At 62.3% G+C, this 20,107-nt stretch carries 17 protein-coding genes, 1 tRNA gene and 1 pseudogene; 13 read left to right on the forward strand and 6 right to left on the reverse strand.

Going from position 1 to position 20,107, the window contains the following annotated elements:
* From EOA78_RS36200 to EOA78_RS25755, 5 genes and pseudogenes are all read left to right on the forward strand, one after another.
* On the forward strand, nt 1-491 hold a 491-nt coding region (locus EOA78_RS36200), incomplete at its 5' end, for a hypothetical protein (protein WP_206533500.1).
* Between the two features lie 209 nt (nt 492-700).
* Nucleotides 701-1,477, forward strand: a pseudogene (locus EOA78_RS25740) (site-specific integrase); the annotation flags it as partial.
* A gap of 47 nt (nt 1,478-1,524) precedes the next feature.
* Nucleotides 1,525-1,644, forward strand: a tRNA-OTHER gene (locus tag EOA78_RS36205).
* A gap of 231 nt (nt 1,645-1,875) precedes the next feature.
* On the forward strand, nt 1,876-2,286 hold the full coding sequence (locus EOA78_RS25750) for a hypothetical protein (protein ID WP_127317570.1): 411 nt from the start codon (nt 1,876-1,878) through the stop codon (nt 2,284-2,286).
* Between the two features lie 203 nt (nt 2,287-2,489).
* A complete protein-coding gene (locus tag EOA78_RS25755) occupies nt 2,490-2,930 on the forward strand; it encodes a hypothetical protein (protein ID WP_127317571.1) in 441 nt (146 codons plus the stop codon).
* Between the two features lie 256 nt (nt 2,931-3,186).
* Here EOA78_RS25755 and EOA78_RS25760 read toward each other — a convergent pair whose 3' ends face one another.
* Nucleotides 3,187-3,630 (reverse strand): hypothetical protein, encoded by a 444-nt coding sequence (locus tag EOA78_RS25760; RefSeq protein ID WP_127317572.1) that lies wholly within the window; start codon nt 3,628-3,630, stop codon nt 3,187-3,189.
* Here EOA78_RS25760 and EOA78_RS25765 point away from each other — a divergent pair.
* Nucleotides 3,607-3,951 carry a hypothetical protein gene (locus EOA78_RS25765; protein ID WP_164783940.1) on the forward strand — a complete coding sequence of 115 codons (345 nt, stop codon included), beginning with the start codon at nt 3,607-3,609 and terminating at the stop codon, nt 3,949-3,951. The two genes, EOA78_RS25760 and EOA78_RS25765, sit on opposite strands and share 24 nt — an antisense overlap.
* Nucleotides 3,952-4,110: 159 nt before the next feature.
* On the opposite strand, the gene ggt is transcribed toward EOA78_RS25765, so the two are convergent.
* The 3 genes from ggt to EOA78_RS25780 all read right to left on the reverse strand — a co-directional run bounded on the left by ggt (nt 4,111) and on the right by EOA78_RS25780 (nt 9,652).
* Nucleotides 4,111-5,844 (reverse strand): gamma-glutamyltransferase, encoded by a 1,734-nt coding sequence (gene ggt / locus EOA78_RS25770; RefSeq protein WP_127317573.1) that lies wholly within the window; start codon nt 5,842-5,844, stop codon nt 4,111-4,113.
* A gap of 402 nt (nt 5,845-6,246) precedes the next feature.
* On the reverse strand, nt 6,247-7,536 hold the full coding sequence (gene rhaI / locus EOA78_RS25775) for an L-rhamnose catabolism isomerase (RefSeq protein WP_127317574.1): 1,290 nt from the start codon (nt 7,534-7,536) through the stop codon (nt 6,247-6,249).
* 13 nt (nt 7,537-7,549) lie between these two features.
* Complete coding sequence (locus EOA78_RS25780; RefSeq protein WP_127317575.1) at nt 7,550-9,652, reverse strand: bifunctional rhamnulose-1-phosphate aldolase/short-chain dehydrogenase; 2,103 nt, start codon at nt 9,650-9,652, stop codon at nt 7,550-7,552.
* Nucleotides 9,653-9,865: 213 nt separating this feature from the next.
* Here EOA78_RS25780 and EOA78_RS25785 point away from each other — a divergent pair, with 213 nt between their 5' ends.
* The 7 genes from EOA78_RS25785 (at nt 9,866) to EOA78_RS25815 (ending at nt 16,997) form a co-directional block, all read left to right on the forward strand.
* A complete protein-coding gene (locus EOA78_RS25785; protein ID WP_127317576.1) occupies nt 9,866-10,675 on the forward strand; it encodes a DeoR/GlpR family DNA-binding transcription regulator in 810 nt (269 codons plus the stop codon).
* Between the two features lie 45 nt (nt 10,676-10,720).
* Complete coding sequence (gene rhaS / locus EOA78_RS25790) at nt 10,721-11,716, forward strand: rhamnose ABC transporter substrate-binding protein (protein WP_127317577.1); 996 nt, start codon at nt 10,721-10,723, stop codon at nt 11,714-11,716.
* 84 nt (nt 11,717-11,800) lie between these two features.
* Nucleotides 11,801-13,342, forward strand: coding sequence for a sugar ABC transporter ATP-binding protein (locus EOA78_RS25795; protein WP_127317578.1), 1,542 nt, complete (start codon nt 11,801-11,803; stop codon nt 13,340-13,342).
* Nucleotides 13,339-14,316: an ABC transporter permease gene (locus tag EOA78_RS25800; protein WP_127317579.1), complete on the forward strand. Its 978-nt coding sequence runs from the start codon at nt 13,339-13,341 to the stop codon at nt 14,314-14,316. The genes EOA78_RS25795 and EOA78_RS25800 overlap by 4 nt, the downstream gene beginning before the upstream one ends.
* Nucleotides 14,313-15,314 carry an ABC transporter permease gene (locus EOA78_RS25805; RefSeq protein ID WP_127317580.1) on the forward strand — a complete coding sequence of 334 codons (1,002 nt, stop codon included), beginning with the start codon at nt 14,313-14,315 and terminating at the stop codon, nt 15,312-15,314. Before EOA78_RS25800 ends, EOA78_RS25805 begins: the two co-directional genes overlap by 4 nt.
* Nucleotides 15,315-15,336: 22 nt before the next feature.
* A complete protein-coding gene (gene rhaM, locus EOA78_RS25810; RefSeq protein ID WP_127317581.1) occupies nt 15,337-15,630 on the forward strand; it encodes an L-rhamnose mutarotase in 294 nt (97 codons plus the stop codon).
* Nucleotides 15,627-16,997 carry an FGGY-family carbohydrate kinase gene (locus EOA78_RS25815; RefSeq protein ID WP_127317582.1) on the forward strand — a complete coding sequence of 457 codons (1,371 nt, stop codon included), beginning with the start codon at nt 15,627-15,629 and terminating at the stop codon, nt 16,995-16,997. The genes rhaM and EOA78_RS25815 overlap by 4 nt, the downstream gene beginning before the upstream one ends.
* Here EOA78_RS25815 and EOA78_RS25820 read toward each other — a convergent pair whose 3' ends face one another.
* Both EOA78_RS25820 and EOA78_RS25825 read right to left on the reverse strand, forming a co-directional pair.
* Entirely contained in the window at nt 16,998-18,824 is a 1,827-nt protein-coding gene (locus tag EOA78_RS25820) for an alanine racemase (protein WP_127317583.1), read from the reverse strand.
* A 3-nt stretch (nt 18,825-18,827) separates the two neighbouring features.
* Nucleotides 18,828-20,078, reverse strand: coding sequence for a D-amino acid dehydrogenase (locus EOA78_RS25825; protein WP_127317584.1), 1,251 nt, complete (start codon nt 20,076-20,078; stop codon nt 18,828-18,830).
* Nucleotides 20,079-20,107: the final 29 nt, after the last annotated feature.

Genomic DNA, 20,107 nt, shown 5'->3' on the forward strand with positions numbered 1-20,107 from the left:
GGACGCGATCTCGCCCTTGGCTGGTCTTATGGACCGGGATGCGGCTCCCGCGCGTCCTGACGCGCCGTAGGACTCGCCAATCGCCCATCCTGCGCCAGTCTGGTCAGCCGCGCATCGTCTTCGATCCCACTCGGCATGCGTCGGGTAGCACAACACCGCCCATCAAGATCGACTCCTTCAAGGAAATTCCACAGTCGCTCGCGACGGATGTTCGCCCTGGTTACAACAATCCAGGCACCATCCAGTGCAACACCTATGGAACGATAGTGACCTGCAATCGCATCGGCGCGGTGAACATCCCGGCTTCATCGACGACCTATGACGTTAACGGTGAGTTGCGCGACCGATACGTGGTGCGCTGCCTCCAATCCAAAGGCTTCACCGTCAAGATGGACGGCCGAGCCTGTGCCACAGAAGCTGAGACAAAAAGGGCCCTGGCAGATCGGGAGGCCGGGCAATTTCCGCAATGCGCTGTGAGAGCAGGTTCCTAAAGCACGCCCTTTCGGGGGGAAGGGGAAGCCGTGGTACGTACAAGAGGCGGGAAACGACATGACTAAACAATGGAACGTGACTAAGGCAATCGTCATAGGAGCGCTCTTCGGAGCGCTCTATTCGTTTCTAAAGGATGTTATCGAACCGCAACCTTTTGAGATCGTTGGCGGCCTATCCAGAGCGGTTGGAACGGGGTTCGGCCACGACGAATCCAGTTCGGGATATGAGGCGCAAGCGGAAGGGCAAGGAACGGCGTTCAGAACGGCGCCAGAAGGGCAAGATCAAGGTTGGCATCGACATTCCAACCCGCGAGGAGGTGAAGGCCATTGTCGGCGCCGTGGAAGGCCGCTGGAGGCCTTTGCTGTTGACCGCCATATTCACCGGCCTCCGTGCCTCGGAGCTGCGTGGCCTGCGCTGGATCGACGTGGATTTCGATAACAGGGCCATCCGTGTCCACCAGCGCGCCGATCGCTTCAATGAGATTGGCCAACCCAAATCCGAGGCGGGCGAAAGAACCGTTCCCGCCCCGCCGATTGTCATCAATGCGCTTCGGGAATGGAAGTTGGTTTGCCCGAAGCGGCCGACCGGAAAGCTTGATGCAGATGGCAATCCGATATTGGCCCTGGAACTGGTTTTCCCCAGCGGTAGCGGCAATGTCGAATCCCTAGCCAACATCATCAACCGTGGCCTGATGCCTGCCCAGGTCGCAGCAGGCGTGGCGTTCGATACCGGGGAGAAGGACGACAAGGGCAACCCGGTCATGAAGGCTAAATACACAGGGATGCACGCTCTGCGGCATTTCTACGCGTCATGGTGCATCAATCGCCAAGCCGACGGCGGACTCGGCCTGCCGCCCAAGGTGGTGCAGGAACGGCTCGGGCATTCCTCGATCATGATGACGATGGACGTGTATGGGCACCTATTCCCGCGCGGCGACGACGCGGAAGAACTGGCGGCAGCGGAAAAGGCTTTGTTAGGGATATGATGCGACCATTCGCCCTGTTGGGCTTGGTGGTCTTTGCGGGTTACCCAGTGATTTGGGTCGCAACGCGACATAAACGCAACATGAGACCGAAAAGTTGAACAATATCAACGCTCAATAGCGGACTGAAAATCCGCGTGTCGGTGGTTCGAATCCGCCTCTGGGCACCATTTTCCATGGCAATTGCTCAACGGTCCGACAGACGTTTCGTTGGACTTTGCCGGAAAATGCACGAGAGAGCAGATAAAATTCGACTTGGTCCAGGACACGGAAGGATAGTTGTGCCTTTTTGGAAATCGCACAAGAAATATAGCGCAGGAACGTGGGACGATCGGCTCGATGGATTATTTTCATGCGGGGTAAACTACTCCGGTAAGACTATCCTAGACGTGGGCTGCAATATGGGCATCGTCGCTTATGAAATCGCCAAACGCAGACCGGTCTACATCCACGGCATTGACATTCTAAAGCCACACACCCGCGTGGCGCGTTCTATCTTTCTAGGATCGAACGTAGAAAGTCGATTTGACACCATGAGTCTTGGGAGTCGAAAGCTTCAATCTGTTCTAAATGACCGTTACGATATCGTTCTTCTTCTCGCTGTGTACCAGCATGTCCGCAGGGGGTTGGGTCAGGAGGAGGCCGATCGCATCTTCATCGACATCATCAACCGCGCACAGACCATTGTGGCGCGAGTTCCCGACGAAGACGACGTCCGTCTTCAGTCTCTAATCGAGGGCGCGGGGTTTACCTTATCTGATCGCCACAAGTCGCCACGCGGCAGTACAGTTCTGGCTTATCATCGCCACTAGACCGGGCGGATGGCGATTGCCTGCGCGACTCACGCACCAGACGAATTTCCCGCGCGTATCGGCAAAATCACGTGACCTGAGCACATCATCGCGGCTTCGGCCCGCGAAACGTCTTTGCTCGCGTTGGGCGGATGACGGATTTGATTTGCTTGGTGATCCTCCATCCTTAGGGCAAACTGCCTGCCGGGGCTCTAGGAGGCGAAATGAGAGCACGCGCAGCAACGGTTGGAGATCTGGAAGCTCTTTTCCGTGATCTGTCCCAGCGGATATCGGACGAATACGCCGCGGCCGGCAAGGACAGCAAGATCGCCTACGACAATCTGATGATGAACTTGAAAGAAGGTCGGGCTCACGCGCTTGTCCAGGGCGAAAAGACCGTGGCGATCATCGCGTGGCACGAGCATAGCGACGCCGCCGATACGCTGTTCGCCGCACAGGAGGATTTCTTCAGTGCCGCGACCGTTCGCTTCTGCAAGCGGCACATTCGCCATATCCAGGCGCTCGCCGGCAACCTCCCTATTCATTCGCGCAGCTGGCTCCAGAGACCGGACGTCGCAAAATGGTTTCGGATAATCGGCTATGTCGAGCGGGGCCAGGAGAATGGCGCCAACCTGTTCGAACTGCCGCCGGCTCCGGCCGCATAAGAAATCCAGGCTTGTTGCAAAACGCTGCCTTTGAGTTCCGGCGGTGCCGCGCTCACGACGGTGTGCCAAAAAGGCCCGCCGCTCCATTTGCGAAGCGGCGAGGCCCCATATCTGGGGACAACTTCCAGGCTGTTGCCCGGCATTGCCTACCGTGCAATTCAGGTGCCAGACGACCTGACCCATAATGGGTCACCACAGCGGGAAGCGCGAACCATCCTTCCGCGATCACACCACTGCCAATACCGCGCAATTCCTGTTATTTTTCCTTGCGGCGGACCTGATTTCCGCCTGGCCGGCGCCCATCAGGCAACCTACCCCAACGCCCCCCCAAAGTGGCGCCGGCCAACTTCGCCGCTGACCCAATCTTCGCCACCGACAACGTCAAGCACGCCGTTGCGAGGTGCGAGGCCTGCGCGCAATCGTCGTCAGGCCCGATAGTCAGGGGCAGCGTTTCGAAGCCGACTCCAGAGAGGCGGACTTTCAAGTCGGAACGCCCGGCTGCGATTCCAATCCGACAGATCGCCTGGAATGACAGGACGATCCGACATAAATCCAAAAAACCGGTAGCAAGCTGCGGCCAGAAAGTGTTGAAGACGGTGCCGATCGCATTGAACGCGGCGCGATCCAGTTGCGCTCGGCAAGGCTTGATGATTTGTTGCCGCTTCAAGGAGAATGAATGATGCGCGAGCCTGTCGGTCAAGACGAATATGGGTCGGCCAACCCCTTCGACCCGGACGACCTGACGACGTTGAACGTGATGGGTCCGGGTGTGGCCAGCAACGATTTCGAGAAATACGCGGTCGCCGTGATCATCGTGTTCGGCGCCCTCATCGTTGGCGGCTTGATGGCCGCATGCCTGGCCTTGGGGCATCGCAACGGCTTTCTGTACGCGCTTGGCGGCGCCACTGCGGCGTGGATAGCCGGAAATGCGCTTCTGCTCGATCGGCCGCGTATCTATGCCTTGTTCGTCGGCATCGCGGCGGTGATGCTGATTGCGTCCACCATAACGCTGGTCATCTGATGGTCTGCCGATATTCAGGTGATGCCGGCCTGCGAATGGCGGTCTCCTGCGACGCTTTCGGTACTCGCGTACCGAAAGTACGCTCCGTTCCGGTTCTCGGAAACCACTATTCTCGGCTCGGTCTGACCTGAATCTCAAACAACCCGGGGCGCACGAAATTTAATATCCGATCGCCTCGCCGGATGCGGCGCGGCTGTCGATAGCGCCGTTGTAGCGGGCGCCGCCGCCCTTCTCGATCTCGGCCAGGCTCTTGCCGCCGACCAGGATGCCGGCCGCCTGGCCCCAGGTCGCCTCGGTGACATCGAGGTGGTAGCCCATGCCGGCAAGCAGCTTTTCGGTATCGGGCGACAGGCCGAACGGTTCGATATAGACCGTGTCTGGCAGCCACTGGTGGTGGATGCGCGGCGCGTCGATCGCCTCCTGGATGTTCATGCCGTGATCGACGACGTTGACGATCGCTTCCAGCGTGATGGTGATGATGCGCGAGCCGCCGGGGCTGCCGATGACCATGAACGGCTTGCCGTCTTTGGCGACGATGGTCGGGCTCATCGACGACAGCGGCGTCTTCCTCGGCTCGATCGCATTCGCCTCGCCCTGTACCAGGCCGTAGAGATTGGGCACGCCCGGTTTCTGGGTGAAATCGTCCATCTCGTTGTTGAGCAGGATGCCGGTGCCGTCGGCGACGACGCCGGCGCCGAACGAACCGTTCAGCGTATAGGTTACCGCGACGGCGTTGCCGTCATTGTCGACGATCGAATAATGCGTCGTCTCCTGGCTCTCGCCAAAACCCTTCGGCATCAATTCCTGCGACACGCCGGCCCGGAACGGATCGATCTTTTTACGGATTTCCTTTGCATAGGCCTTGTCCAGCAGCTTTTCGACCGGATTGTCGACGAAGTCGGGATCGCCGAGCGCCGAGTTGCGATCGACATAGGCATGGCGCATCGCCTCGACCATGACTTTGACGGTTTCGGCAGAACCCGCGCCGAGATAGGACAGCGGGTAGAGTTCCAGCACGTTGAGGATCTCGCAGATGATGACACCGCCCGAGCTCGGCGGCGGCGACGAGGTGATCTCATAGCCGCGGTAGTTGCAGGTCACCGGCTCGAGTTCGCGAACCGCGTAGTTCTCGAAATCCGCCTTGGCCAGAATGCCGCCCTTCTCCCTGCTCGCCTTGACGATGCCGTCGGCGATCGGTCCTTTGTAGAAGGCATCGCGACCTCGCTCCGAAATGGCTGAGAGCGAGGCGGCGAGATCGGCCTGAACAAGCCGCTCGCCGATGGCATAAGGCTTGCCGTCCGGCTTCAGGAAGATGGCAGCCGCGGCCGGATCCTTGGCCAGCCGTTCGGCGCCGCCTTCGAGCGAGGCGACGTCGCCCTGCTCCAGCACGAACCCGTCCCTGGCATAGCCGATCGCCGGCGCCATCAGGTCCCGCCTCGTCAGCGTGCCGTATTTCTCCCGTGCGGTCTCGAAGCCGGCCACCGAGCCCGGCACGCCGACTGCAAGATAGCCGTCCAGGCTGGCGCCCTTCACCGGCTTGCCGTCCTTGTCGAGATACATGGTCTTCGTCGAGGCGAGCGGCGCACGCTCGCGGAAATCGAGGAAGGTCGAGCGGCCGTCCTTGAAGCGAATGGTCATGAAGCCGCCACCGCCGATATTGCCGGCATTCGGATAGACCACAGCCAGCGCATAGCCGACGGCGACCGCCGCATCGACGGCATTGCCGCCCTTTTTCAGCATCTCGACGCCGACTCGCGATGCCAGATGCTGGGCGGTCACCACCATGCCATGCTCGCCCTTCGCCGGTTGCGGCGAGGCGGCGAATGCGGTCACCAGCGGCGCAAAGGTCAAGGTAAGGGAAAGACTGATTGCGATTAGGGTGCGGCGGTGCATGGCCGTTCTCCGAGGGGTGGGGTGCGCCTAGAAAAGCCGCTTGGTGAGGTTGAGTCTACTGACAATAATGAAGATTCGGCGAAGCTTGCACCTTCCACGAACTCTCACGACCTGGGTTCCTCGCCCGCCGCGAAGCGGGGGAGAGGTGGCCGCGAAGCGGCCGGAGAGGGGGCTTCGTAGAGGGGTCCCCTCTCGGTCTCGGCTTCGCCGAGCCACCTCTCCCCACTTTCGTGGGGCGAGGAACTCAAGCTGGAATGAAGCCGCGATCCTTCGCGCCCTCCCTTCCTGCTTGGCACAGCCGTTTTGTTCTTGCTTTGTGCCGGCGATTATGCTATTAATTTATTTATGGTGCTGATTTGCGCCGCGACCCGCCGCTGGCGGGTTTTTCGTTTCAGGCCGATATCAAACAATCCCACCGCCGCCGCTCGCAACCGCCGGCCGTTCCGCCGCGACCTTCGCCCGATAGCCGGCCGCCCGGTAGGCGGCGACCGGATCGATGGCGCCGCCCGTGTTCAGCCGCGCCATGGCCAGGATCGGCTCGACATCGGTGCGATAGGCGGCTTTCAGCGTTTGCGTCGCCATCAGCGCGTCGTTGGCGTCCTGATAGCCTTCCAGCGCCTTGCGATCGACCAGCAGCGCCTGCGCATAGGCGCGCTGCACCTCGACCGCGGACAGCATCAGGCTTTCGATCGGATCGGTGACGTTGTGGCTCTGGTCGAGCATGTGAGCCGGATCAAAACCTTCGGCACCGGAAAGCTCGGCATCGACCAGTTCGTTGAAGACGAGGAACAGCCGGTAGGGATCGATGGAGCCGGCGTCGAGATCGTCGTCGCCATATTTCGAATCGTTGAAATGGAAGCCGCCGAGTTTCTTGAACTGGATCAGCCGCGACACGATCATCTCGATGTTGACGTTGGGCGCATGATGGCCGAGGTCGACCAGGCAAAACGCCTTGTCGCCGAGTTCGGTGGCAATCATGTAGTTGGTGCCCCAATCCTGCACGACCGTCGAATAGAAGGCCGGCTCGTACATCTTGTGCTCCGTGAACAGCTTCCAGTCGTCCGGCAATCCCGTGTAGATCTCCTTCATCGCGTCGAGATAGCGTTCGAACGCCTTGGCGAAATTGACCTGGCCGGGAAAGTTCGAGCCGTCGCCGATCCATACGGTCAGTGCCTTCGATCCCAGCGTCTTGCCGATCTCGATGCATTCGAGATTGTGCTCGACCGCCTGCCGGCGCGTTGCGGCATCGGCATGCGACAGCGAGCCGAACTTGTAGGAAAGTCGTTGGTCCCTGGCGTCGGAGAACGTGTTCGAATTCATGGCGTCGAAGCCGAGGCCGAAGCGGGAGGCGGCCTGCTTCAGCCGGTTCGGGTCGGCCTTGTCCCACGGAATGTGCAGCGAGACGGTCGGCGTCGCCTGCGTCAACTGCCGGATGACGGCGCAGTCCTCGATCTTGTCGAAGATATCGCGCGGCTCGCCGGCGCCGGGAAAGCGGGCAAAGCGGGTGCCGCCGGTGCCGACGCCCCAGGACGGGATTGCCACGGCGAATTTTTCGGCCTTGTCGCGGATAGCGTCGATGGCGATGCCGCGGCGGTCGAGGCGCTCGCCGAGCGAATCGTAGTCGCGCTTGAGGTCGGCCTCGCGCGCGGCGTTGTCCTTGTCGACGATGTCGGCGGAGATGATCTGTTCCATCGCCCGCCTCCGCTCAGCGCGTGAACGACTGGGCGTTGCCCGCGTCGACATTGACGATGTTGCCGGTCGACTTGGCCGACATGTCGGACGCGAAGAAATAGATCGCCTCGGCGATGTCTTCGGGGAACACCGAACGCTTCAGCATCGAGCGCGAACGGTAATGCTGCTCGAGGTCGTCGGCCGACATCTTGTAGGCGGCGGCGCGCTGTTCCTTCCACTCGCCGGTCCAGATCTTCGAGCCGCGCAGCACGGCGTCGGGATTAACGACATTGACCCTGATCTGCGCTTCCGCGCCTTCCAGCGCCAGACAGCGCGCCAGATGGATTTCGGCAGCCTTGGCCGTGCAATAGGCGGCGGCATTGGGCGATGCGGCAAGACCGTTCTTGGAGGCGACGAAGACGACGTTGCCACCGATCTTCTGAGCCCGGAACAGCCGGAATGCTTCCCGCGAAACCAGGAAATAGCCGGTCGACAAGATGTCCATGTTCTTGTTCCACAGCGCCAGCGTCGTCTCCTCGATCGGCGCCGAGGTTGCCAGGCCGGCATTCGACACCAGTATATCGATGCCGCCGAACTCGACCGCCGTCTCGGCGAAGCCGGAGATCACCTGGTCCTCTGACGTGACATTGATGACCAGCGGCCGCACGAAATCCTTGCCATAGGCTTTCGCCAGCTCGTCATTGGCACTGGCAAGGGCGGTCTCGTCGATGTCGGCCAGCACGACGCAGGCGCCTTCGCTCAGCAGCCGGTTGGCCGTCGCCCGGCCTATGCCGCCGGCGCCGCCGGTGACCAGCGCGATCTGGCCGGCTAGAGCCTTCGGCTTCGGCAGGCGCTGCAGCTTTGCCTCTTCGAGCAGCCAGTACTCGATGTCGAAGGCTTCCTGCTCGGGCAGCCCGACATAGGTCGACACCGTCGAGGCGCCGCGCATGACATTGATGGCGTTGACGTAGAATTCGCCCGATATGCGCGCCGTCGCCTTATCGCCGGCGAAGGTGAACATGCCGACGCCGGGCATCAGATAGACCACGGCGTTCGGATCACGCACCGGTGGCGAATCCACGTGCTTGCAGCGGTCGTAATAAGCCTGATAGGCAACGCGATACTCCGCCACATCGTCGGCGAGACGGGCGATGACAGCATCGACGTCGGGATTCTTGGGATCGAATTCGATGACCAGCGGCCGGATCTTTGTGCGCAGGAAATGGTCCGGGCAGGATGTGCCGAGCGCTGCCAGTGGGCGCAAATCCTTCGAATTGACGAATTCGAGCACGGCTGGCGAATCGTCGAAATGGCCAAGCTTGTGGCTTTTCTCCGAAATCAGGCCGCGGATCCTCGGCATCAGCTTTGCCGCCGCGGCGCGACGCGCTGGCGCGTCGAGCGATTTGACGACTTCGCCACCGAAGATCGGCTTGCCTTCAGACTTGCGCTCGAACCAGTCGATCGCCTGGTTGATGACCGAGATCGTCGTCTCGTAGCATTCCCGAGGCGTCTCGCCCCAGGTGAACAGGCCATGGCTTGCCAGGACGACGCCCTTGGCCTCAGGGTTCTCAAGGCAGAATTTTTCCAGCCACAGGCCGAGTTCGAAGCCCGGACGCTTCCATGGCAGCCAGCCGATCGCGTCGCCGAAGATCTCCTTGGTCAGGGCCTTCGAATCCTTGGCGGCGGCAATCGCGATAATGGCGTCGGGATGCATGTGGTCGACATGGGGCTTCGGCACGAAGGCGTGCAGCGGCGTATCGATCGACGCCGCGCGCGGATTGAGGTTGAAGGTGCAGTGAGGCAGATAGCCGACCATCTCGTCTTCATGCTCGAGGCCGCGATAAAGACCCTTCAACGCCCTGAGCTTGTCCATATAGAGCGTGGCGAAGCCGTCGAGCTTGATCGAGGCGCTGTCGCCGCCCGAGCCCTTGACCCACAGCACTTCCACGCGCTCGCCGGTGAGCGGATCCTTTTGCCAGATCTTGGAAGAGGTGTTGCCGCCGCCATAGTTGGTGACGCGCTTGTCGGAGCCAAGAACATTCGAGCGATAGACGAGACGTTCCGGCTCGCTCATCGATTGGGCTTTCGCCTCATCCCAAAGATTGGCGAGGCGCGTGCCGGAGCGCTTGTCGAGCATAGGTAATCCTCCCGTGACGTGAGACGCGCAAATGGTGCGGTCAATTGCGACCACATAGCGGGTCAGCTTTGGCCGAATGTCCACGGAAGAAGCGGCATTGTCAATCACAAACGATCAAGATTGATCATATTGCACTGCACAATGAAATTATATGATCGGAAATGATTGACACTGCGCGTTTTGGGTGCCTAGATGCTCAGGCAGGGAGGAACCATGCACGAGAAAGAGCGCCACAGGATCATTTTGTCCGCCGTCCAGGAAAAGCCTGTGGTGACGGTGCAGGAAATGGTCGACCTGACGGACTCGTCCGAGGCGACGATCCGGCGCGACATCGCCGCATTGCATGTGCAAAAGCGCCTGCGCCGCGTGCGCGGCGGCGCCGAAGCGATCACGCCACCGCAGTTCATCGGCCTTGCCGGCCGGCCTTTTTCCGTCAACGAGACGATCAACGCTTCGCAGAAGCGGGCGATCGCGCGGGACGCCGTGGAACTCTGCAAGGACGGCGAGCCGATCATCATCAATGGCGGCACCACCACTTTCCAGATGGTGCATTTCCTGAGCGGCCGCCGCATGCCGATCTTCACCAATTCCTTTCCGATCGCCGAGCACCTGCTCAAGCACTCCAAGAACACGGTGATGCTGTCGGGCGGCACCATCTACCGCGAGCAGAACATAATCCTGTCGCCCTTCGAGAATGACGTGACGCGCAATTTCTATGCGCGCCGCATGTTCATGGGCGCGCAAGGGCTCGGGCCACTCGGCTTGATGGAAGGCGATCCGCTGCTGATCCAGGCCGAGCAGAAACTGATCGATCAGGCCGACGAACTGGTGGTGCTGGTCGACTCGTCGAAGTTCCGCAAACGCTCGAGCCTGATCCTGTGCGGCCTGTCGCGCATCGCGACCGTCATCACCGACGACGGCATTGAAGATCGCGAGGCCAAGATGTTGGAGGCCGCCGGCGTGACGCTGGTCGTCGCTCGCACAACGCTGGGCAGTAAGGAAGAATCTTCGCTGCAGGCCTGAGGCTCGCAGCGGCGATGGAATGCAACGCTCAAGGGAGGATATTCGATGAGCTTTCTGAAGAAACTGATGGTTACGGCGGCGTTCTCCGCCGCCATGTTCGTGAATGCCGCCTATGCCGAGAACGTCAAGATCGCACTGGTGGTGAAGTCGCTCGGCAACGGCTTCTTCGATGCCGCCAACAAGGGCGCCGAAGAGGCGGCCAAGGAACTCGGCGACGTCGATATCATCTACACCGGCCCGACCAAGGCGACCGCCGAAGCGCAGATCGAGGTGATCAATTCGCTGATCGCCCAGAAGGTCAACGCCATCGCCATTTCGGCCAATGACGCCGACGCGCTGGTGCCGGCGCTGAAGAAGGCGATGGATCGCGGCATCACCGTCATCTCGTGGGATTCAGGCGTCGCTCCGGAAGGTCGCCAGCTCCACCTCAACCCCTCGGACACAAACCTGATCGGCGAGACCATCATCAAGCTTGCCGCCGACTACCTGCCGGAAGGCGGCGATGTCGCCATCTTGTCGGCTTCGTCGACGGCAACCAACCAGAACGCCTGGATCGACGCGGCCAAGAAGGTGCTGCCGGAGAAATTCCCCAAGATCAACCTCGTCGCCACCGTCTATGGCGACGACGACTCGGCCAAGAGCACGGACGAGGCCAAGGGCCTTTTGAAGTCCTATCCGGACCTCAAGGCGATCATCGCACCGACCACGGTCGGCGTCGTTGCCGCCGCTCAGGTGGTGACCGACCAAGGCCTGATCGGCAAGGTCAACGTCACCGGCCTGGCGTTGCCGTCGGAGTTCAAGAAGTTCATCGACAACGGTGCCAGCCAAGCGGTCGCGCTGTGGAACCCGATCGACCTCGGCTACTCGGCCGTCTACCTCGCCCATGATTTGGCGGTGAAGAAGGAAGAAGCCAAGCCGGGTGCGACGCTGTCGATCGGCCGCGTCGGCAAGGTCACGCTCGACGATACCAATTCGGCTGCGATGGCTCCGCCCTTCAAGTTCGACAAGTCGAACATCGAAGAATTCTCCAAGATCTATTGATCCGGGAGCCCCTCAAGCCGGCGCGGCGGGACCTTAGATCCCGCCGCGTCCTCAAACGGACCTGCTGCAGGGCTTGATACGACTATGGACACGACAGCCCAACTCAACCCGACGACCGAGCGGCCTCTGGCTCCGACCCCGCGGCTGACCCTGTCCGGCATCTCGAAGAGTTTTCCCGGCGTGCGCGCGCTGCATGATGTCAGCCTGTCGCTCTATCCCGGCCAAGTGACCGCGCTGATCGGCGAGAACGGCGCCGGCAAGTCGACGCTGGTCAAAATCATGACCGGCATCTACCAGCCCGACGCGGGCACCATCAGCATCGATGGCCAGGCCGTCACTTTGCCCAGCGCGCATGCCGCCTTCGGGCACGGCATCACTGCCATCCACCAGGAAACCGTGCTGTTCGACGACCTGACGGTGGCCGAGAACATCTTTCTCGGCCATGCGCCGCGGTCGCGCTTCGGCACCATCGACTGGCGCACCATGCGCAAGAATGCCCTTGAAGTGTTGAACACCATGGGTGCCGGCCACATCGACGCCGACGCGCGGCTGAAGGATCTCGGTATCGCCAACAAGCACCTCGTCGCAGTCGCCCGCGCCATGTCGATCGATGCCCAGATCGTCATCATGGACGAGCCGACCGCAGCGCTGTCGCTGAAGGAGATCGAGGAGCTCTTTTTGCTCATCGAATTCCTGAAGAGCGAAGGCAGGGCGATCCTGTTCATCAGCCACAAGTTCGACGAGATCTACCGCATTGCCGACCGCTATACGGTGTTCCGCGACGGCGAAATGGTCGGCGAAGGCCTGATCAGGGATGCCGGCCAGAGCCAGATCGTGCGCATGATGGTCGGCCGCGCCGTCGATCACATCTTCCCGCAGCGCAAGGCCGAGATCGGCGCGCCGGTGCTCACTGTCTCCGGCCTGTCGCACCCGACCGAGTTCGACGACATCGGTTTCGAGCTGCACAGAGGCGAAATCCTCGGCTTCTACGGCCTCGTCGGCGCCGGCCGCAGCGAGGTCATGCAGGCGATATCAGGCATCACCCGCACCAGCAGCGGCACAATCACGCTGGAAGGCAAACAGATCGTACCGAAATCGGCAGCGGATTCGATCGACGCCGGCATCGTCTATGTGCCGGAAGAGCGCGGCAAGCAAGGCGTGGTGATCGGCCTGCCGATCTTCCAGAATATCTCGCTGCCCTCGCTCAAGCGCACGTCCAAGTCAGGTATGTTGCAACTGGCGGAGGAGTTCGCGCTGGCCCGCTCCTACACCGAGCGGCTCGATTTGCGCGCCTCTTCGCTCAGCCAGGATGTCGGTACGCTGTCGGGCGGCAACCAGCAGAAGATCGTCATCGCCAAATGGCTGGCGACAGCCCCCAAGGTGATCATCCTCGACGAGCCGACCAAAGGCATCGACATCGGCTCCAAGGCCGCGGTGCACGGCTTCATGGCCGAGCTCGTCGCGCAAGGCCTGTCGGTGATCATGGTCTCGTCCGAACTGCCCGAAATACTCGGCATGTCCGACCGCGTCGTCGTCATGCGCGAGGGCCGCATCGCCTCGGTCTATGACAATAAGGGGCTCGACGCCGAAACGCTGGTCAAGACGGCAGCGGGGATCGCAGCATGAAGGCTCTTCTCAAATATCGCGAAGTCTGGCTGCTCGCGGCAATCGTCGTGCTGACCGGGCTGATTTCGATGCGCTTTCCGGGCTTTGCCACCCCTGCCAATCTGCGCCAGGTGTTCAACGACACTTCGATCCTGATGATCCTGGCGCTGGGTCAGATGGTAGTGATCCTGACCCGCTCGATCGACCTGTCGATGGCGTCCAATCTCTGCTTCACCGGCATGGTGGTGGCGATGCTGAACGCCGCGCATCCGGCAATCCCGATCCCGCTGCTGATCGTCATCGCGCTTCTGGTCGGACTGGTGCTCGGCGCGATCAACGGCCTGCTGGTGTGGCGGCTGAACATTCCCTCGATCGTGGTGACGCTCGGCACGCTGACCATCTACCGCGGCGCCACTTTCGTCATCTCCGGCGGCGCCTGGGTCAATGCCGACCAGATGAGCCCTGATTTCATCGGCCTGCAGCGCGCGGCCTTCCTCGGCATCCCGGTCCTGTCGTGGATCGCCATACTGGTCATCGCCTTGTTCTTCCTCGTGATGACGCGCACCGCGCTCGGCCGCTCGATCTACGCCATCGGCGTCAATCCGACGGCGTCGGTCTATGCCGGCATCGATGTCGGCCGCACCAAGTTCATCGTCTTCTGCATCTCGGGGATGGCCGCCGGTCTCTGCGGTTATCTCTGGATTTCGCGCTACGTCATCGCCTCGGTCGAGGTCGCCAATGGCTACGAGCTCAACATCATCGCCGCCTGCGTCATCGGCGGCATCTCGATCGCCGGCGGCATCGGCTCGGTCGGCGGCGCAGTGCTCGGTGCGCTGTTCCTCGGCATCATCTCCAATGCGCTGCCGGTCATCAACATCTCGCCCTTCTGGCAGATGGCGATTTCGGGCAGCGCCATCATCCTGGCCGTGGTGCTCAATGCGCGCGGCGAACGCCGGCAAGGCCGCATCATCCTCAAAAAGGCGGAAGCGGCATGACCGACACCCCAGCCCCACGCCACATTCCCGACCGGCTCGACAAGCCGCTCAACGCGGCGATCTTCTCATGGGAGGCGCTGCTGGTCGCGGTGGCGGTCGCCATCTTTGCCGTCAACAGCTTCGCCTCGCCCTATTTCCTCGACGCGTGGTCGCTGTCTGACCTGACCTTCAACTTCACCGAGAAGGCGCTGATCGCGCTTGCCATGGCGCTGCTGATCATTTCCGGCGAGATCGACCTGTCGGTCGCCGCCATCATTGCGCTGGCCTCGACGATGATGGGCATGGCGGTGCAGGCCGGCGCCGGCACGCCGGTGCTGGTGGCGATCGGCATCGTGGTCGGGCTTGGCTGCGGCGCCTTTAACGGGCTGCTCGTCACCAGGCTGGGATTGCCGTCGATCGTCGTCACCATCGGCACGATGAGCCTGTTTCGCGGCATCGCCTTCATCGTCCTCGGCGACCAGGCCTACAAGGGCTATCCCCCGAGCTTCGCCTTCTTCGGCCAAGGCTATGTCTGGTGGGTGGTGTCGTTCGAACTGACGCTGCTCCTCGTCGCGGCGGTCGTCTACTGGTTCCTACTGCACCGGACGAGCTTCGGCCGCCGCGTCTTCGCCATCGGCAACAACCCGGTTGCGGCGCAGTTTTCCGGCGTGCGCGTCGGCCGCATCAAGTTCATCCTGTTCTGCCTGACCGGCTTGATGGCCGGCATCGCCTCGGTGCTGATCACCTCGCGGCTCGGCTCGACCCGGCCGTCGATTGCGCAAGGCTACGAATTGGAAGTCATCACCATGGTGGTGCTTGGTGGCGTCAGCATCCTGGGCGGCGCCGGCAGCATTCTGGGTGTCGTGCTCGCCGCCTTCATCATGGGGCTGGTGACTTTTGGCTTGGGGCTGCTTAACGTGCCCGGCATCGTCATGTCGATCTTCATCGGCCTGCTGCTGATCATCGTCATCGCGCTGCCGATCGTCTGGCGGCGGGTGCGGCGGGAGCGCTTCACCTGATGGCCGAAAAATACGCGTTCAAATGAAGCTCAATCCGGGCATGAAGGCCGAATACAAAAGGCGCCATGACGACATCTGGCCGCCGCTGGTGGCGCTGTTGAAGCAGGCCGGCGTTTTCGACTATTCGATCCATCTCGACGAAGAGACCAACACCTTGTTCGGCGTGCTGTGGCGGCGTGACGACCACGGCATGGACGAATTGCCGAAGCACCCTGTGATGCAGCGCTGGTGGGCCGAGATGGCCGACATCATGGAAACCAAGCCTGATAACGAGCCGGTGGCGGTGCCGCTGGAAACCATGTTCCATATGGAATGACCCACCACGTCGCCGTCATCGATATCGGCAAGACCAATGCCAAGGTAGCGCTGGTCGATCTCGCCGACATGCGCGAATTCGCGCTGCGCCGCATGGCGAATGCGCCCGTTGCCGACGGTCCCTACCCGCACCACGATGTCGAGCTTCTGTGGTCGTTCATTGTCGACAGCCTCGCCGGGATCAATCGAGAACAGCGCATCGACGCGATATCGATCACCACGCATGGCGCGACGGGCGTGCTGGTGGACGCTGCCGGCGAGCTGGCGCTGCCGGTGCTCGACTATGAATTCACCGGGCCCGACGCCCTTGCCAAGGACTATGACGCGATCCGTCCGGCCTTCGCCGAGACGGGCACGCCGCGCCTGCCGGTAGGCCTCAATCTCGGCGCGCAGTTCTTCTGGCAGCAGAGGAACTTCCCGGCGGAGTTCGCCGAGGCCGCCGCGATCCTGATGTATCCGCAATACTGGGCTTTTCGCCTCACCGGCGTCCCCGCCAACGAGGTGACCTCGCTCGGTTGCCACACCGATCTGTGGAACCCATGGAAAGCGGATTTTTCGTCACTGGTCGACCGGATGCAATGGCGCGGCCTGATGGCGCCGGTGCGGCCGGCGAAGGACCGCCTTGGCCCAATCTTGCCCGCCCTTGCCAAGGTAACCGGGCTCGATCCGCAGACGCCGGTGTTTTGCGGCTTGCATGATTCCAATGCCTCGCTGCTGCCGCATCTCCTGTCCGACAGACCGCCCTTCTCGGTCGTCTCGACCGGCACCTGGGTGGTGTCGATGGCCGTCGGCGGCAACACCATCGCGCTCGACCCGGCGCGCGACACGCTGGTCAACGTCAATGCGCTCGGTGATCCGGTGCCATCGGCGCGCTTCATGGGGGGTCGCGAATTTTCACGGCTGACGGAAGGCCAATCGGAAGGCTGGACCGAAGAGGATGTCGCCACAGTGCTCGCTGGGAAGACATCCCTGCTGCCTTCGACCCAACAAGGTTCGGGACCGTTCCCGCGTCACACCGCCGCATGGCTCGACGCCGACGGCATCAACAACGGCCAGCGCTTTGCCGCCATCTCTTTCTACCTGGCGCTGATGACCGCGACCTGCCTCGATCTGATCGGTGCCGACGGTCCGATCATCGTCGAGGGCCCGTTCGCCCGCAACCGGCTTTTCACGCAGATGCTGGCTGCAGCGACGGCGCGTGCCGTCATTGCGTCCGAGGCTGCGACCGGCACCAGCATCGGCGCTGCCTTGCTGGCGTCGGACCAAAGAACGGTCCAAGGCAAAGGCGAAAGGATGGAACCGCCGGCCGACCCAGCCTGGGCGATTTATGCGCGCTCATGGCGCGCGGCTGTCGACGCGCGGGGCTGATCACAAAATCCGCTTGCCGAAAGCCGACATGACGAAGTTGACGGTGTCTATCGCAATCCGCGGTTCCAAACCTGATGTCAGACCGGAAACATCCATCGACAACAGCCCGCCGGACAGCGCGATGGCCTCCATCGCCTGATGCGTTTCGCGCACCGTGATGCCGCCGGAGCCAGCCGCCCAGCCGGCGAATTCGGTCACCTCAGGCGAATAGCTGACATGGAAGCCTTGCGTGCCGGAGGTGGCGATGCGGATCGCCTCGTGCATCAGGTCGCGCATGCCCATGGCGTCGATGTCGGTCATGGTGAAGGCGGAGACGCGCGAATCCTTCAGCACCCGGGCTTCGGCCGGATCGGCATGGCGCAGCCCGACGATGACGACGTTTTCCGGCGACAGTTGCGGCTGCAGCGCGCCGGGCTTGTGATCGAGTCCGAGCGCGCGCGCCAGCACCGAACGTTCCGGCAGGTCGATGCCGTCTTCGTCCTCGGGCATCAGCGCGGCGATGGAATCGATCCAGATCAGGCCAAACGAGTGTGTCGCCCGCGCGGTCATCGTCAGCGCCTTGTGGGCGATGCGCCGGTCACTCCCGGCGGTGAGCCGGACCAGGCCGGATGGGGGTCGCTCGATATCGGCCAGCTCGACGACATCGAAATTCATCGCCTCCAGCCGGGCGCCGGTCGCTTCCCTGGCGAGGATGCCGGCGGCCGCCGGTTCGGCTGATATCGACACCATCTTGCGGCCGGAGAAATCCTCGACATCGTGCATCGGGGCCTTTTCGACATATTCCGAGGTCATCGCCAACAGCATGGCGCCATAGCTCATGCGGAAGGCTACACGGTCGCCGACGGCGGGTGGCGGGTCGGCGTCGGTTACATCGAGGAGCAGATGATCGCTGGAGGCGCCGAGCACCCGCACGCCCTTGGCAATCGGCGTCAAACCTTCGATCAAAACGTCCTCGCGGCCGATATTGGCGATGGCGCGCAACCTGTCGCCCTCGTCGGGAAACACCGGCTGGTTGCCGAAAGCGTCGTAGCCGGATCGGCCGATCGGCCGCGACGGCTTCAGCTTGACCTCGATGATGTCGCTGGTCAGGCGGCAGGCATCGGGTTCCAGTTCGGCCCACGGCGTCTCCCGGAAGGTTTCGACGCCACCCTGCAGGATTGCTTCGCCGACCCGCAGATTGTTGATGCCGGCGGGCAGCCTGCCTTCGAGCAGCAGCGTCAGCGACGATGACGCCCCGCCTGATATCCAGTCGAGCCTTGCGCCGGACAGACGCTCGGCCTTGTAGGCATGGGCGACAAGTTGCCCGAGATTTTCCTCCGTCGGCATGATGGCGCCGAAGCAGCCGAGATTGGTGCCGATGCCGGCGATGCGCACGCCCTTGAGTGCCATTATCTGCTCGACAGTGGGCACGAGATCGTTCGGCCAGATGCCTTCCCTGAGGTCGCCAAGATCGATCATCAGCATGATGTCGTGGACGCGGCCCATGCGCTCGGCGATACGAGACAGCTCGCGGATGGTGGCGAGTTCGGATTGCAAGCTGATGTCGACGGTGCGGACCACCTCCTCGACACGCGCCATCGGCGGGCTGCGCAGCAGCATGATCGGCGCATTGATGCCGCTGTCGCGTAGCCGGCGGATGTTTTCGAAGCGCGATTCGGCGACGCCAGCGACGCCGCCGCGCAGCATGGCGCGCGCTACCTGCGGCATGCCGCAGGTTCCCTTGGTGACGCCGAATACCTTGATGCCGGACAGGGCGCAGCGGTCGACGATCGTGCGTGCATTGCGCTCTATGCGGCCAAGGTCGATGGCGACTTGCGGTCCGGACATGATCTAGCCCTTGTAGACCAGACCTTGCGGGTCGATCTCCGGCCTGCGACCGGCGACCACATCGGCAAGGAATTTTCCCGAACCGCAGGCCATTGTCCAGCCGACATGGCCGTGGCCGGTGTCGAGGTAGAGATTCTGGTAGCGCGCCCGGCCGATGACCGGCACCGAGTTCGGCATCATCGGCCGCAAGCCGGCCCAGAGCTCGGCCTTGTTCTCGTCGAAGGCACCCGGGAACAGATCGTTGCCAGTCCTGAACATGGCGGCGAAATCGCTCGGCTTGTGGGTGCGGTCGAAGCCGGTGAACTCGGCTGTCGAAGCGAGCCGCAGCCGGTTGCCGAGCCTGGAATAGCCGATGAGCTGATCCTCGTCGGCGCCGCCCATGGTCGGCCCCTTGCGCTCGTCCTCCAGCGGCACGGTCGCGGTGTAGCCCTTGACCGGATAGACTGGTAGATCGATGCCGTAGCGGCGACCGAGCAGGCCGCTTTCAGGTCCCATTGAGATAACCACGGCGTCGCCAGCGACCGGACCGGCCGAGGTCATCACGGCGCGCACCCGATCGCCTTCGATGTCGAGGCCCTCGACCGTCGTGCCATAGAGAAATTGGACGCCGAGTTTCTCGGCGGCATAGGCAGCGAGCTTCTGCGTGAATTGGCTGGAATCGCCGGTCTGGTCGATCGGCGAATAGACGCCGCCGGCGATCTTATCCTTGGCCCCGGCAAGCCCGGGCTCTAGCTCGACCAGCCGGTCGCGGCCGACGATCTCGATCGGCAGACCGTGCTCGGCGAGATAGCGGTAATTGTCGGTGCCGGTATCAAGACTCTGCTGCGAGCGGAAGAAATAGAGAATGCCCTTCTTGCGCTCGTCATAGTGAATGCCGGTGTCCGCGGAGATGGCATTGATGCAGTCGCGCGAATAGAGCGCCAGGCGCAGCTTGATATCGGTGTTGGCGCGCAGGCGCGCTCGCGTGCACTGGCGCAGGAAGCGCAGGCTCCAGGCGAAGAAATAAGGATCGAAGCGCAGCCGCACCTTGATGCCGAGATCGTGGTTGTAAAGCGCGCGCAGGAACGTCTTCAGCGCAGCGGGCGAGGCCCAGGCGGTGGCGTCGCCCGGCGACACCAGCCCGGCATTCGATTGGCTGGTGCCGCGCGCCGCCATTGGATGGCGCTCGATGACGGTCACCTCGTAGCCGTCGCTCGCCAGATAATAGGCGGCCGCCGTGCCGACCACACCGGCTCCGAGCACCAATATTCTCATGCCGCCCCCCAAGTCACACGCGGCCAAAT

Origin of the sequence: Mesorhizobium sp. M5C.F.Cr.IN.023.01.1.1 (assembly GCF_003997585.1) — a bacterium.
GTDB lineage: Bacteria > Pseudomonadota > Alphaproteobacteria > Rhizobiales > Rhizobiaceae > Mesorhizobium > Mesorhizobium wenxiniae.

Bases quoted from the DNA above. Each gene is read 5' to 3' on its own strand.
- EOA78_RS25750 (WP_127317570.1), top strand. From the start codon at position 1,876: ATGGGCATCGTCGCTTATGAAATCGCCAAACGCAGACCGGTCTACATC.
- EOA78_RS25755 (WP_127317571.1), top strand. From the start codon at position 2,490: ATGAGAGCACGCGCAGCAACGGTTGGAGATCTGGAAGCTCTTTTCCGT.
- EOA78_RS25765 (WP_164783940.1), top strand. From the start codon at position 3,607: ATGATGCGCGAGCCTGTCGGTCAAGACGAATATGGGTCGGCCAACCCC.
- ggt (WP_127317573.1), bottom strand. From the start codon at position 5,844: ATGCACCGCCGCACCCTAATCGCAATCAGTCTTTCCCTTACCTTGACC.
- rhaI (WP_127317574.1), bottom strand. From the start codon at position 7,536: ATGGAACAGATCATCTCCGCCGACATCGTCGACAAGGACAACGCCGCG.
- EOA78_RS25780 (WP_127317575.1), bottom strand. From the start codon at position 9,652: ATGCTCGACAAGCGCTCCGGCACGCGCCTCGCCAATCTTTGGGATGAG.
- EOA78_RS25785 (WP_127317576.1), top strand. From the start codon at position 9,866: ATGCACGAGAAAGAGCGCCACAGGATCATTTTGTCCGCCGTCCAGGAA.
- rhaS (WP_127317577.1), top strand. From the start codon at position 10,721: ATGAGCTTTCTGAAGAAACTGATGGTTACGGCGGCGTTCTCCGCCGCC.
- EOA78_RS25795 (WP_127317578.1), top strand. From the start codon at position 11,801: ATGGACACGACAGCCCAACTCAACCCGACGACCGAGCGGCCTCTGGCT.
- EOA78_RS25800 (WP_127317579.1), top strand. From the start codon at position 13,339: ATGAAGGCTCTTCTCAAATATCGCGAAGTCTGGCTGCTCGCGGCAATC.
- EOA78_RS25805 (WP_127317580.1), top strand. From the start codon at position 14,313: ATGACCGACACCCCAGCCCCACGCCACATTCCCGACCGGCTCGACAAG.
- rhaM (WP_127317581.1), top strand. From the start codon at position 15,337: ATGAAGCTCAATCCGGGCATGAAGGCCGAATACAAAAGGCGCCATGAC.
- EOA78_RS25815 (WP_127317582.1), top strand. From the start codon at position 15,627: ATGACCCACCACGTCGCCGTCATCGATATCGGCAAGACCAATGCCAAG.
- EOA78_RS25820 (WP_127317583.1), bottom strand. From the start codon at position 18,824: ATGTCCGGACCGCAAGTCGCCATCGACCTTGGCCGCATAGAGCGCAAT.
- EOA78_RS25825 (WP_127317584.1), bottom strand. From the start codon at position 20,078: ATGAGAATATTGGTGCTCGGAGCCGGTGTGGTCGGCACGGCGGCCGCC.